Source organism: Modestobacter sp. VKM Ac-2986 (assembly GCF_026967795.1).
Lineage (GTDB): Bacteria > Actinomycetota > Actinomycetes > Mycobacteriales > Geodermatophilaceae > Modestobacter.
In genome coordinates this window covers 183143-197399 of the sequence record NZ_JAPVBH010000007.1, presented here as the reverse complement: position 1 = coordinate 197399, position 14257 = coordinate 183143, and the positions used below count along the sequence as shown (strand labels likewise).

Genomic DNA, 14257 nt, shown 5'->3' with positions numbered 1-14257 from the left:
GGCACCGGACGGTTTCTGCGTGCGACCGGTCGGGCACCGGCCGGGGAGACGCACCGGACGACGAGGGGACCCACCATGCAGGTCGGCTACAAGATCGCCACCGAGGCCTTCGGGCCCAAGGAGGTCGTCGCGCAGGCGGTCGCCGCGGAGGAGGCCGGGTTCGACTTCATCGAGCTGTCCGACCACTTCCACCCGTGGCTGGAGGAGCAGGGCCACAGCGGCTTCACCTGGACCATGCTCGGCGCGATGGCGGCGCAGACCTCGCGCATCGGGCTGGCCACCGGCGTGACCGCGCCGATCATCCGGTACCACCCGGCGGTCATCGCCCAGGCGGCGGCGACCACCCAGATCCTGTCCGACAACCGCTTCACCCTGGGCATCGGCTCGGGTGAGCGGCTCAACGAGCACGTCGTGGGCGCCGCCTGGCCGGCCGTGCGCATCCGGCACCACATGCTCCGCGAGGCGCTGGAGATCATCAACCTGCTCTGGCAGGGCGGCTACCAGTCCTACGAGGGGAAGTACCTCACCCTGGAGGACGCCCGCATCTGGGACCTCCCCGAGCAGCTGCCGGTGATCGCGGTCGCCAGCGGTGGGCCGGGCGCCTCCAAGCTCGCCGCCAAGTACGGCAGCGGGCTGTTCGCCACCGAGCCGAAGAAGGAGCTCGTCGACGCCTTCGCCGAGCACGGCGGCACCGGCCCGAAGTACGCCGAGGTGCCGATGAGCTGGGCGCAGACCGAGGACGCCGCCGTCCAGGCCGCGCTGGAGACCAGCCGCTGGGCGCTCACCGGCTGGCCGGTGATGAGCGAGCTGCCCAACCCGGTGAACTTCGACGCCGCCAGCAGCTCGGTGGACGCCGACGACATCCGCGGCCAGTTCTCGGTGGGCCCGGACCTCGACGTGCACGTGCAGCAGGCACAGCCCTACGTCGACGCCGGCTTCGACCACATCGTCCTGCAGAACACCGGCCCGGACCCCGACGGCTTCCTGGCCGTCTGCCAGAGCGAGCTCATCGAGCGGGTGCGCGGACTGACGCCGTCGTCCTGACCTGAGCCGGTTCACGACCGGTCCGGCTGGGCACTGGTCCGGGAACGGGCCCGGGCCCGGGTCCTCCGAGTGAAGGAGACCACCGTGGGACTGTTCAGCGCGATCACCAAGGGCGCCCTGGCCAAGAAGGCCATCGACGAGGCGCGCAAGCCGCAGAACCAGGCGAAGATCAAGGCCGCCATCGCCTCGATGCGCAACAAGGGCGGAACGGGCACCACCGGCCGCCGCTGATGCGCCGGGGACGCTCGTGCTCTGCCCACCACGGTGGGCAGAGCACGAGCGCGGACCGGGTCAGCCGGCCGCGAGGACGACCTTGCCGATGGTGGCCGAGGACTCCAGCAGCCGGTGCGCCTGCTGGAGGTTCGCGGCGTCGACCGGCGAGAGCCGGGTGGTCAGCGTCGTGCGCAGCGTGCCGGCGTCGACCAGCCGGGCCACCTCGTCGAGCAGCTCCCGGTGCGCGGTGCTCTCCGGGTCGTGGAGGACCCGGGTGAACATGAACTCCCAGTGCCAGCCCTGGCTCTTCCACTTCAGCGGCAGCGTGTCGACGCCCTCGGGCTCGTCGATCGCCACGACAGAGCCGCCCACCGCCATCACCTGCGTGTAGGTCTCGACCATGCCGGCGGAGAACGGGCTGAAGACGTACTCGACCCCACGCGGGGCCAGCGCCGCGACCTCCTCGACCAGTGCGGTGCGGTCGACGACGTGGTGGGCGCCGAGCTCCCGCACCCAGTCACCGGACTCCGGACGGCCGACCGCGGCGATGACGGTGAGGCCGGTGAGCTGCCGGGCGAGCTGCACCAGGATCGATCCGACGCCGCCGGCCGCGCCCATGATCAGCAGGGTGCCCGTGCTGTCGGCGGTCAGCCGCCAGCGTTCGAACAGGGTCTCCCAGGCGGTGATGGTGGTCAGCGGCAGCGCAGCGGCCTCTGCGAAGTCCAGCGAGGACGGCTTGCGCCCGGCGACCCGCTCGTCGACCAACTGGAACTGCTGGTCGGAACCAGGGCGGGAGATGGAGCCGGCGTAGTAGACCTCGTCGCCGACGGCGTACGCGCTCACCTCGTCGCCGACCGCGCGCACGACGCCGGCGCCGTCGTAGCCGAGCACCTGCGGGCCGTCGCCGCCGGGGAGGGCACCGCCGCGCAGCTTCACGTCGACGGGGTTCACCGAGACGGCGCGGACCTCGACCAGGAGGTCACGCGGCCCCGGGGTGGGGACGTCGAGCTCGACGTCGGTGAGGACGTCGACGGGGCCGCTCGCGGTCGCGACGACGGCCCGGTTCGTGGTGGGGATGTCCATGCCCTCGACGGTAGATCGCGGCCTCCGGTGACCCGCGGCACGCCCGGGAGCGGCGCAGGTCAGCAGCGCAGCACGAGCCCGGCGACCTCGGCCGCGCGAGGTGTTGCCACCGGCAGGTCGCGGGCCTCTCGGCGGAGCGGCCGTGCGGCTCCCGGGCCAGCTCGACCGGCACCTCCCATGCGCCGTACCACTCGCCGCCGACCTCGACCCGGGCGCTCGCCGGCCGGCTCAGACGGTGAGGACGCCGTCGGGCTGCTCGGTCAGCCGGCCGCCGGCGAGGCAGCGCGTGAGCGCGACCTCCAGCAGCGGCGTCAGCGCCGAGGGGCGGCGGCGGTACCCGAAGACCTCAGCGGTGCTGGCGAACAGCTCCTCGCGCGGCAGGCCGCCGCCGGCCCGGCACAGGGCCACCATCGCGTTGCCGATCTCCCGCGGGGCGACCTGGTCGAGGGGCCGCTCGGCGCTGGAGGACTGACGGCGGAACCAGGCCCAGGCCTCCCGGTCGGCGCCGGCCGGCCACAGGAAGTCGCCGTCCTGCACGCCGGCCGGCAGCAGGGCCAGCAGCGCGTCCCGCCGGGCCTCGGTGACCCGGGTCAGCCCGAAGGCGTTGGCGGCGATCCGGGCGAGCCGGTCGCGGTGCACCGGGCCCTCGGCCTTGAGCCCGGCGGTGAGCACCCGGCGCACCGTGCGGGCCACGGCCGGGTCGGTGAGCCGGTCGAGCTGGCGCTTCTGGCCGGCGGGCCGCGGCGCCCACGCGATGAACGGCTGCTCCTCGTCCAGCGGCGCCGGCCGCGGGACGCGCGCCCCGGACCGCGTGGGCCGCGGCCGGACGACGGGTGCCGGCGCCACGTCGGGTGCAGACGGCTCAGCGGGTGCAGACGGCTCAGCGGGTGCAGACGGCTCGGTCGCCGCCGACGGGACGTCGGGTGCGGACGGGACGGCGGCCGAGGACGGGACGGCGGCCGAGGACGGGACCGTGGTGGGCTCGGGCTCGCGGGCCGGGTGTGCGGTGGCCCGGGGTGCGTCGACGGCGGACGGCGCCTCCGCGACCGGGGCTGTCCCGGTGACCGGCGAGGTCGGCCGGGGTGCCTCGGCGACGGTCCCAGCTCCGACGGCCGGCTCGGCTCCGGCGAGGGGCTCGGCTCCGACGGCCGGCTCGGCCTCGACGGCGGGTTCGGCCTCGGTGACCGGTTCGGCCGCGACGGCGGACGGGGCCTCGGCAGGAGACGGGACCTCGACGGAGGACGGGGTGTCGACGGGCGACGGGGTCTCGACGGGCGACAAGGTCTCGACGGGCACCGGGATCCCGACGGGCACCGGGATCCCGACGGGCGACGGGACCTCGAGGGGCGACGGGACCTCGAGGGGGGACGGGACCTCGAGGGGGGACGCGGTCTCGACGGGCGACGGGACCTCGGCGGAGGACGCGGTCTCGACGGGGGAGTCGGCGACCGGCTCGGTCCCGGCAGTGGGCTCGGCCTGCTGGGGCGCCGGGGCTCCCGGCTCGACCTCGGCGGCGGCCGGCGGGTCTCCCGCGCCCGGCCCGGCGGTCGGCTCGACGTCGGCGGTCGTGGGTGCCTCGACGGGCTCGGGTGCCGCAGCCGGCTCGACGGCGCGTGTCACCGCGGGCTCGGCGTGGCGCGCCTCGGCGGAGTGCCGCCCCCGGGTGACGGGAGATGCCCCGACGACCGTCCCCGTCCCGACGACGGCCTCAGGCCGGACGGACTCGGGCTCGACGGACCTGGAGACGACGGCCGGGCCGGGCTCCGGGGCGGCCGGGGGCTCGACGACGGGCGCGGGCTCGAAGGCGGGCTCGACGACCGGTTCGGGGGTGGCCCGGCGCAGCTGGATGACCTCGGCGAGCGACCCGTCCCAGGGGCGGTCCTCCGCGACGGACGGCGTCACCCGTGGCAGGACGTGCGCCGGCCACGCCCCACCCACCGGCTGCGGGTCGGGCTGCGGGTCGGGCTCGACGGCAGCGACCTCCGGCTCGGGCTCGGGCTCGGGCTCGGGCTCGGGCAGCGGCTCCGGCTCCGGCTCCGGGGCGGGCGGGGTGGCGGCCTCGACGGCGGCGGCCAGCCGGTCGAGCACGCCGGCGCGGTCGGCCAGCCAGGTGGGCAGCCAGACCCGCTCGACGGCCGGCCAGCCCATCAGCTCGCCGAGCACCTCGACCGGCAGGCCGTCCCGGTCACCGACGGTCGGGCGCCGGGCCCAGCTCGGGCCGTCGAGCAGCACGGCCAGCACCGGGGAGTCCGGGGCGTCGGCCGGTGCGACGGTGAGGTCGATGCGGAAGTCCGAGAGCCCGACGTCGGTCTGCACGGCCAGCCCGCGGGCGCGCAGCTCGGCGGCGACGTCGTCCCGGTGCCGGTCCTCGACCGCGACCCGGTGGGCCGTCCCGGGCAGCGCGGCGGGGCCGTGGGCGGCGAGGTCGAGGTAGGCGCGCAGGTGCTTGACCCCCAGCGAGGGGGTCTCCTCGGCGCGCAGCTGCTCGGGGGTGAAGGAGCTGAACACCACCACCTGGTGCCGGGCCCGGGTGACCGCGACGTTGAGCCGGCGCTCCCCGCCGCGGCGGTTGAGCGGGCCGAAGTTCAGCGGCAGCCGGCCGGCGGCGTCCGGGCTGAAGCCGGTGGAGAACAGCACGACGTCCCGCTCGTCGCCCTGCACGTTCTCCAGGTTCTTCACGAACAGGCCCTCGCCGTCGGTGCGGTCGAGCGCGCCGACGACCCGCTCGTCGCCGGAGTCGCGCAGCAGCTCCTCGATCAGGGTGCGCTGCGCGGCGTTGAAGGTGACCACCCCGATCGAGGGCACCACCGGCAGGCCGATCGAGGGCACCGGCGGGCGGGCGAGGGCGAACCGGCGCAGCACCTCGTCGACCACCGCCTGCGCCTCGACCGGGTTGGTGCGCAGGCCCGGGCCCGAGCGCAGGAACGTGCCCGGCACCCGGACCAGGGAGATGCCGCGCCCGCCGGCGGCCGCCGACCCGCGGCCGTGCGCCGGGGTGGGGAAGGTCGACAGCCGGCCGTCGTAGTACTGGGCGTTGCTGAAGGCGATCAGCGTCTCGTCCTGGCTGCGGTAGTGCCACGACAGCCATCGCCGGGGCACCCCGGCCCGCACGCAGGCGGCCAGGATGCTCTCCTCGTCGGCGTCGCCGGCCCCGTCGGTGTCCGCGCCGCCGGTGTCGCCGATCGAGCTCGGCGGCAGCTGCCGGCTGTCACCGACCACGACCGCGGCCCGCGCCCGGCCCAGCGCGCCGATCGCGTCGGCGACCCGGATCTGGCCGGCCTCGTCGAACACGACCAGGTCGAACAGGTCCGCGGTGGCGGGCAGGAATCGGGCCACGGTGTCCGGGCTGACCAGCACGCACGGCATCAGCGCGGTGATCAGCTCGCCGTGGGTGGCCAGCAGGTCGCGCACGCCCAGGCCGCGGCGCCGCTGGGCCAGCTCCCGCCGGAGCGCGCCGACCGGACCGTCCTCGGCGGTGACGTCGACGGGCCGGGAGGCCAGCAGCCGGGCGGGCACCGCGGCGGTCAGGTGCGACCGGACGGCGCGCGAGGCGGTGGCGAACCGGTCGATGGTCTGCTCGTGCCGGCCGGCCTCGGACTCGTCCAGCCCGGTCGACGCGCGCCGCTCGGCGACCGTGGCCTCGGCCAGCCCGCGGTCGAAGGCGTGCACGGCGTCCTCGGCCCGCACCAGCCCGTGCCGCAGCAGCGTGCGCGCCTCGGTGAGCCCGGCCAGCCGGAGGGGCTCGAGGGTGTCGAGCAGGCTGACCCACCGCCGCAGCGACAGCGGGTGCACGTACTCCACACCGCGTTCGGGGCGGGTCATCGCCCAGCGCAGCACCAGGCCCTCGTCGCCGGTCCAGGTGGCGAGCAGCGCAGGGGTGCTGGAGCAGACCGCCAGCAGGTGGGTGACGGCGTCGCGCAGCCGGGCCACCGGGCCGGCGGCAGCGGCGTCGGCGACCGGGCCGGCGGCCAGGGAGCGGCGCAGCGCACGGGCCAGCCCGGAGTCCCCGGCGACGGCTGCCGCGGCTCGGCGCAGCCAGCGCACCTCGGCGTCGACCAGGAACCGCCCGGAGTCCAGGAACGGGTTCCAGTCGACGGGCACCTGCAGGCCCGGGATGCCCGCGGCGCGGGTCCCGAGGGACCGCACCGCGGCCTGCACCCGCTGCAGCTCGCCGAGCAGGTCGACGACGTCACCGGTCCGCACCGAGGCGCCGGGCTGCAGCACCGGGGTGAGCCGGTCGCGCACCGAGGTCAGCTTGCCGCGCCGGGCCAGCCAGCCGGTGTCGGCGGCGGCACCGGCCTGCTCGGCCAGCTCGGCCAGCGGCAGCGCCAGGGCCTCGGGGGTGACGACGTCCCACGCCGGGTGCGGCGCGGCGACCAGGGCGGCGATCTGGGTGGCGACGTCCGTGGTGGCGGCGTGCCAGCGGGCCGTGCGCACCTCGTCGAGCACCTCGAGCCCGATCCGCGGGCCGGTGAGCAGGTGCACCAGGGTGTCGAGGTCCTCCGTCGTCCCGGCGGCGCGCACGGCGCCGGCCAGGACACCGTCGGCGGGCAGTTCCCGGACGGCGGCGTCGACGGCGGCCGCGGCCTGCTGGACGGCGGTGATGTCCAGCTCGATCGTGTCGATGAAGCCCCAGGCGTGCGTCGACGACGGGCGGGCCAGGCCGGCGATCTCGGGCAGCAGCGCCAGCGCCCGGCGCACGGCCGTCACGACGTCGGCGTCGGCGCGGGCGGCGAAGGACCCGGTCACCGGCAGCGGCGGGGTGCGGGGGTCGGCGGCGAGGGCATCGGTGTGCGCCGAGTACAGCGACGTCCCGGCCGGGTTGGGCGCGTGCAGCAGCTCGGCGTAGTGCTCCAGGCTCGCGGTGGCCGACCGTAGCTCCTCGGCGTCGCGCGCCAGGCCCGGCTCGTCGAGGGAGACGGCGTGCTCGAGCGCGGCCCGCACCTGCGCCCGGACGACGGCCGGGCGGGCGCCCCGGTCGTGCAGGTCGAGGGTGAACTGGCCCATCCCCACGGCGTCCAGCCGGCGGGACACGACGTCCAGGGCGGCCCGCTTCTCGGCCACGAACAGCACGCGCCGCCCCTCGGCCGCGGCCCGGGTCAGCAGGTTGGCGATGGTCTGGGACTTGCCGGTGCCCGGGGCGCCCTCGAGGACGAAGGTGCGCCCGGCCAGGGCCTCGGCCACGGCCCGCAGCTGCGAGGCGTCGGCCGGCAGCGGGCACCGGGCGGCGAGCTCGTCGAGGTCGACGCCGTCCGCGGTGTCGGGGGCCGGGTCGGCGAAGGGGGTGTCGGGACGCTCGACCAGGTGGGCGACCAGCGGGCTGGCGGCCAGCGCGGGCCAGTGCCGGCGCAGGTCCTGCCACATCCGCGTCGTGGAGAACGGGAGGACGGCGAGGTCGGCGGTGGCCTCGACGCGCCAGGGGAGCCCGGCGGCGGTGACCGCCTCCTGCACCGCCCGCAGGGCCGTGGCCAGCTCCAGGCCGCGGCCGTCGCCGGGCGTGGTCATGCCGGGGACGGTCAGGCCGCGGGTCCGGAGGAGCTTCTCCAGCAGGACGGCGTTGGGGGTGCCGGTGCCTGACTCGTCGAGGGTGAGCCGGAAGACCCCGCCAGGGGCGGGGGTCAGCTCGACCGGGACGAGGACGAGCGGCGAGCGCAGCGGGCGGCCCTCGGACTCCCAGTGCAGGCTGCCCAGCGCCAGGTGCAGGGTGTTCGCGCCGGTCTCCTCCACACCGGTGCGTGCCCGGTGGGCCAGGGCGCGCAGCCGGGACAGGTAGGCCGCGCGCGGCACCTCGACGTGCACCGACCGCTGACGGGTGAGCAGCTCGGTGAGCACCTGCGGGGGCAGCTCGGTGGCCAGCCGGAGCCCGCGCTCGCGGTCGGCGTCGTCGAGCTGGTCGCCGGGCAGCAGGGTCAGCGTGGACCCGGTGGCGACGATGTCCTCGAGCACGGTCAGCGCGTCGCCGGGGACCGTGAGCGGCACGCCCGCCCGCTCGACGTTGTTGACCAGGCGGTTGCGGGCGCTGAGGTCCAGCAGCGCGTTGCACCACTGCTGCACCCGGGCCGGCGGCGGCGGGGTGGTGACCGGGGCCGGGGGCGCGGGCAGCACCTCGACGGCGACCGGCTCGGGCTCGGGGACGGCCTCCGGCTCGGGCTCGACCGGCGCGGGCTCCTCCACGGCCGGGGGCAGCAGCACCAGCGGCGCCACGCCCTGCTCGCGGGCACCGATCAGGTCGGTGACCCCCAGGACGCGGGCCCGGTCGCCGGTCAGCCAGGCGCGGTAGGCCGGCCCGTGCAGGTCGGCGCTGGTGTTGCCGCGGTCGGTGAGCAGCCGGGTCTCGACCAGGCCGATCGACCCGGCGTCGACCTCGGCCACCAGCGCGGTGACGTCGGTGGTGGCGGCGTCCTCGGCGCTGCGGTCCTCGCGCCAGTAGCCGAGGAACGCGTGCCCCTCGACGACCCACAGCAGCGGCCGCAGACCGGCCCGCTCGCAGGCGGCCGCCAGGGTGACGACGGTGTCGAGGCCGGTGCCGACCTGACCGTCGAGGACCTCGCCGGGGGTGCGCACCAGCTGTCCGGCGTCCACCCGGCCCTCGGGGGGCTCCTCGGCCCGGATGCCGCGGCGGCGCATCGCCCAGGTCAGCGCCTCGACCACCTCGTCGACCCGCTCGGGGCCCTCGGCGTAGCCGGGCATGCTCGCGCTGTCGGTGCCCTCGAGCAGCAGCTGGGCGGCCTCGGTGAGCAGCGCGGTGACCGCCGGGTCCTCGGGCTGGACGTGCGCGGCCAGCAGCGAGAGGGCCAGCGGCAGGGGAGTGGGAGCCCACTGCGCAGCAGGGAGCACGTGCACCGGCACGCGGCGCTCGGCCAGCAGCGTCCCCCCGGCGTCCAGCTGGACCCGCACCCAGGCCAGCGAGGGCGCCGCGGTGGCCCGCATGACCGCGGGGTCCAGCGCCAGGCGCACGTCCCGGACGACGGTCTCGGCACCGGCCTGCAGGTCCACCACCAGCTCGGCCGGGGACCCGACGGGCCCGTCGGCGTCCTGGACGGCGATCCGGAGCCGCGCGCCGGGGAGGTCGGCGGTGCTGGTCAGCACGAGCCGGGACACGACCGGGGCGCCGGAGGCGGCGAGGGCGGCGGTGAGCGCGGGGGCGACGGTGAGGTCCAGACCGACCGTCACCGACGGCGAGGGCACGGCGCCCCCGGAGCTCGGCTGGCGGTCCGCGACGTTCCCCATGCGTTCTGTCTACCCGCTCGAGCGGGACGTCCCCATACCGGCGGGCAGTCGGATGGGACGGATGTGCCCGGTGGTGCGGGTGTGGTGGCCCGAGCCGGCCCGGGGACGTGCTCCCGGTACCGGTGGGCGCTGGGCCGGCCGAGAGGTGACCGCCCAGGTCAGCGGCCCGTTCGTCACCCGCAGTGACCTCGTCGGGGTGTCCTCTGGGGGCGGGACGTGCGCCGGACGCAGGACGGGGCGGTGAGCGCTGGTGCGCTCACCGCCCCGTCCGGGCGTCCCAGGTGCGCCGGGCCCGCCAGGGGCGGGCCGGGCTCACAGCTGCACCGCCGTCGCCGTCCTTCCCCCTGGTCGACGACGACGGTGCAGGTCTGTGGGGTGATCAGGCGGCGTTGAAGCCGGCCCGGTCCACCTTGCGGTGGAAGCGCTCGCCGAGCTTGCCGCCGAGGATGGCGCCGAGCAGGGTGACCAGCAGGACGGCGACCAGGGCGATGATGCCGGCGGTGGTGGCCGTGCCCTCGTCGATCGGGATGCGGGGGAGGTTCAGCTGCGAGAGCACGTTGTACTGCGCGCCGGCCACGGCGGCCACGATCGCCAGGACGACGACCACGAGCAGGCCGATCACCCACACGGCGACCCCCTGACGGAGACCGTCGAAGCGGGACATGCGGCCGGCGACGTAACCGCCGGCGAGGTAGGCGAGGAAGAGCACGACCAGCAGCGCGATGCCGCCGCCGATGCCGATGCCGCTGGCGTTGGAGGTGGCCTCCTCGGTCGAGGGCACGCCCTGGGTGAGGCCGATGGCCATGCCGGCGGCGGAGATGAGGGCGATGAGGATGACGGCGAGGCCGTTGGCGGACAGCCAGCCGAAGAAGGCCGCCCCCCACTTGATGCCGCCGAAGCGCTCGTGCTGGGCGTCCACGGCGTCGCGGGCGGCGCCCTTGCTGGCGCGGGCGCCGTTGCCGGCCTTGGCTGCCGCGTTGTTGCGGAAGCTCGTCGCCCGCTCGCTGGTCGAGGTGGTCGCGTCGTTCGGGTCGTGCGCGGCGGTGCTCATGCTGTCCTCCTGGGATGGTCGTCGCGATCGGCGGGCGAGCAGCCGCTCGCCGATCGCGACGAGTTCGGGGTGCGGTCGGACGGCGCGGTGGGCCGGCCGACGGCGGGGTGGGCTGAGGTGTGGGGGAGGCCGTCCGGCCTCGGTGCGGACGGTGGCCACCGGGTCGGTGCCCGTGGCCTGACGGTCCGCGCGGGCTCGGCGGAGGGGAGCGCCTGCTCGCGGCGCCCAGATACCGGGAGGGTCGCGGCCGTGGAGGGCGACGAGCCCGGGACCGGTGATCGCGGCGAGTGCTCCCCGGCGAGCGGCGGCAGGGGCTGTGCCGAGCGGGTGGTCGAGGAGGTGGGGCAGGTCGTACGTGTCGTGCCTGTCGTGCGTGCGCCGGCCGGCTGAGCGACTGGGTGGGTCAGCGGGACGGTGACCCGGGGGTCACCGGAGGGGTGACCCGGGAAGATCAGCGACGGTCGTTGTCGCGACCGAGGGCGTCCTTGGCCTTCTCGGTCAGGCTGCGGTCGTCGTTCGAGTGACCGGTGGTGCCGCGGCCGGTGACGCCGTCACCGTCGACCTCGATCTGCTCCTTGCGGACCGTGTCGGTGACCGTCTGCTGCTCGACGACCGTGTCGACGTCGAGGCGGACGCGCTCGACCGGCACGGCCTCCTTGGCGACCACGGGGCGCTCGGCGTGCAGGACGACCTCGTGCTCCTCCTCGGAGATGGCCGGGCCGTCGTAGGCGTCGCCGCGGTTGGCGTCGGTGATCGGCTCGCGCTCGATCCGGACCTCCTCGTGGGAGACCGGCACGGTGGTCGTGACGTTCTCGGTCACGACGTACTTGCGGAGGCGGGCGCGGCCGGCCTCGACGGTCTGCGTGCCGACGCGGAGCTGCTCCTCGGAGCGGGTCATCGCGTCGTCGGTGGTCGGGCCGGAGGTGTCGTGGCCGACGGTGCCGTGGCGGTTGGTGTCGGTGCCGACGCCCGCGGTGCGGTCGCGGTCGGTGTCGATGCCCGCGGTCCCGGCGGCGGCGTAGCCGGCGGTCTCGGTGCCGGTGGTGCGGGTGGTGTCGGTGTCGTAGCCCGCGGTGCCGGTGCCCACGCCGTAGTAGCGGTAGAGCTCAGCCTCCTCCTCGGGGGAGAGGTGGCCCTGGTCGGCGTCGACGCGGGGGGCGTCCTTGATCTTGGCCTTCTGGTACGGCACGGCGAGGGTGCCGCCGGAGACGCTGGCGTCGGTCAGCGGCACGAAGTGCTCCTGGCTGCCGAACAGGCCCATGCTGATGGTGGCCCACTCCGGGCTGCCGGTCTGGTCGTCCAGGTAGACCTGGCCGACCTTGCCCAGCTTGTCGCCGTCGCTGTCGACCGCGTTGCCGCCGATGATGGTGTTGATGTCCTGCTGGGTGATCACAGTGCTCCTCCAGGGGGGATCTGGGTGGTCTGTGGACGGCAGCTGGTCGCTCACCGTCCGACGGACAGCACTGTGCCCGACCGTTTACGGCGTAAACGATCTAGAGGTCACGAATTGTCACGACCGGGCGGGGGCGACTGACCTGGGCCTTCGACCGTGCGGCCGACGGCGTTGGGTCACCGTCGACTCACAGGCAGTGACCGCGGCTCAGGCCAGGTCGCTGACGTCCCCGTCGGAGTTCTTGGCCTCGTGCAGCACACGCTCGAGGCGGTCCAGCAGGTTCTCCAGCGCCTCCTCGAACTCCGCCGCGGACTTGTCCAGCGACAGCAGCGCCTCGGTGCGCAGCAGCGCCGGGAACTGCGTCAGGTCGGTGTTCGCCTGCGCCTCCGGGTCGCCCTCGGGCTGGTCGAGCAGGCTGACCTGTGCGCCGATCTGGGTGACCTCCAGCAGCAGGTGACCCAGCAGGAAGCTGGAGTAGGCGCGGTAGGCGGCGACCGCGGCCTGGTCGGGGAACCCGGCCTCGGTCAGCGTGCCGAGGAAGGACTCGACCATCCGCAGGCTCCGCAGCGGCGGGCGCACCCAGGGGGCGGCCGGCGGGCGGCTGGCGACCAGGGGGAAGACGGAGGGGTGGGCGAGGGCGATCCGGCGCACGCCGTGGGCCAGCCGCATCAGGTAGTCCTGCCACCCGTTGTGGTCCTCGACGTAGATGTCGTCGCCGTCGTCCTTGTCGAACAGGGTCTCCACGACCCGGTCGACGACGCCGTCGAGCAGGTCCTCACGGCCGGGGACGTAGCGGTAGAGCGCCATCGCCTCCACCCCGAGGGTGGCCCCGAGCCGGCGCATGGTGAGCGCGGACAGCCCGTTCTCGTCGATGAACCCGATGGCCGCGGTCAGGATGCGGTCCCGGTCCAGCCCGGCCGGACGGGTCAGCTCGCTGGCGGCCGCATGGCCCTCCTGGACCGCCACCAGGTCCGGGTCCCGGTGGTCGTCGCTCGTCGTCTTGGCCACGATGGCCCTCCTCTGTGTCGACACCACTGTCCTCGCCTGTGCGGGCGTGGGCCGACCTGGTCGGTCGTCCTACCCCGCTGGAGGGTCGCCTGCCCCTCCGCCCGTGACGACCCTCACTGCTAGCCGCGTGCTTGCTCTTGTTAGCACTCGCTCTCCGGTGGGCATGGAGGAGGTGCACCGGTCGCACCCCACCCTTGGAGCCCCCCATGGCCGTCACCACCACCGTCCAGACCGCCACGCTCATCTCCCAGCTCCGTGCCCTGCTGCAGCTCACCCAGACCGAGCAGCAGATCGCCCGGATCCGGATGGGCCAGGCCCGCACCGACGCCGTCCGCCGCGAGCTCGCCGAGAACGCCGAGCACGCGCAGGAGCGCAGCGCCGCCATCGCCGAGCAGCTGCGGGAGCTCGGCGGCATGACCGACGTCGTCACCCCCGTGCTCGGCCGGCTGGCCGCGCTGGTCAAGGGCACCCTGGAGCAGGCCGAGCCCATCGACGAGGCGCTGCTGGGCGACCTCCAGCTCGAGCACCAGCTGCTGGACCGGGCGACCTACCTCAAGGTGCTGGCCCAGGCCGCCGACCAGCCGCAGGTGCACGCGCTGGCCGAGCGGCTGATCACCGCGCACGCCGCGACCGTCGAGTGGCTGACCGTCGTGCTGGCCGAGGAGGCGCTCGGCGGCCCGGCGGCGCTGCGGGCCACCCCGCTGCAGCGGGTCGCAGGTGGCGCGACCCGGCTGGCCAACCTGCCGGTGCGCTTCGCGGCGAACACCGTCAACCGTGCCGTGGACTCCGCCCAGCACGCCGGCGGCCAGGCCGGGGGAGCGGTGACCGGGGTCGTCGACGACGTCACCGGCCGGGCCGGCGCCCTCACCGACGCCGTCCGGGAGACCCTCACCGTCGGCCGGGTCGCCTCGCTGCGTCGCGCCGAGCGGATCGCCCAGCGGCAGGGCGACACGGCGGTGGCCGAGACCGTGGCCGCCACCCGGCGCGAGCTGGGCGACGTGTCCGCCGACGAGCTGCCCATCCCGGGCTACGACTCGATGACCACCGCGCAGATCGCCCGCGCGGTGCGCGCCCTGACCGACCCCCAGGACGTGCGCACGGTCATCCGCTACGAGGAGGCGCACAAGGCCCGGGCGAGCGTCGTCAGCGCCGTCCAGACCCGGCTCGCAGCGCTCGCGAAGCAGGCCGTCGGCGTCCAGGAGTGACCCGGTCGGAGCCGGGTCGGCACGCACCGT

General features: G+C 75.7%; 8 protein-coding genes. 3 read left to right on the top strand and 5 right to left on the bottom strand.

Annotated features, from left to right (window positions below):
• Positions 1-75 precede the first annotated feature (75 nt).
• Positions 76-1044, top strand: coding sequence for a TIGR03557 family F420-dependent LLM class oxidoreductase (locus tag O2W14_RS17955; protein WP_269177487.1), 969 nt, complete (start codon positions 76-78; stop codon positions 1042-1044).
• A gap of 84 nt (positions 1045-1128) precedes the next feature.
• Complete coding sequence (locus O2W14_RS17950) at positions 1129-1275, top strand: hypothetical protein (RefSeq protein WP_269177486.1); 147 nt, start codon at positions 1129-1131, stop codon at positions 1273-1275.
• Positions 1276-1335: 60 nt separating this feature from the next.
• Here O2W14_RS17950 and O2W14_RS17945 read toward each other — a convergent pair whose 3' ends face one another.
• The 5 genes from O2W14_RS17945 to O2W14_RS17925 all read right to left on the bottom strand — a co-directional run bounded on the left by O2W14_RS17945 (position 1336) and on the right by O2W14_RS17925 (position 13022).
• Entirely contained in the window at positions 1336-2340 is a 1005-nt protein-coding gene (locus O2W14_RS17945; protein WP_269177485.1) for a zinc-binding alcohol dehydrogenase family protein, read from the bottom strand.
• A gap of 228 nt (positions 2341-2568) precedes the next feature.
• A complete protein-coding gene (locus O2W14_RS17940) occupies positions 2569-9570 on the bottom strand; it encodes a DUF4011 domain-containing protein (RefSeq protein WP_269177484.1) in 7002 nt (2333 codons plus the stop codon).
• 379 nt (positions 9571-9949) lie between these two features.
• Entirely contained in the window at positions 9950-10621 is a 672-nt protein-coding gene (locus O2W14_RS17935; protein ID WP_269177483.1) for a hypothetical protein, read from the bottom strand.
• Positions 10622-11072: 451 nt separating this feature from the next.
• On the bottom strand, positions 11073-12014 hold the full coding sequence (locus O2W14_RS17930; RefSeq protein WP_269177482.1) for a PRC and DUF2382 domain-containing protein: 942 nt from the start codon (positions 12012-12014) through the stop codon (positions 11073-11075).
• A gap of 207 nt (positions 12015-12221) precedes the next feature.
• Entirely contained in the window at positions 12222-13022 is an 801-nt protein-coding gene (locus O2W14_RS17925; protein WP_269177481.1) for a TetR/AcrR family transcriptional regulator C-terminal domain-containing protein, read from the bottom strand.
• A 206-nt stretch (positions 13023-13228) separates the two neighbouring features.
• Between O2W14_RS17925 and O2W14_RS17920 the strand changes: the two genes are divergently transcribed.
• On the top strand, positions 13229-14227 hold the full coding sequence (locus O2W14_RS17920) for a ferritin-like domain-containing protein (protein ID WP_269177480.1): 999 nt from the start codon (positions 13229-13231) through the stop codon (positions 14225-14227).
• The last annotated feature ends 30 nt before the right edge of the window (positions 14228-14257 follow it).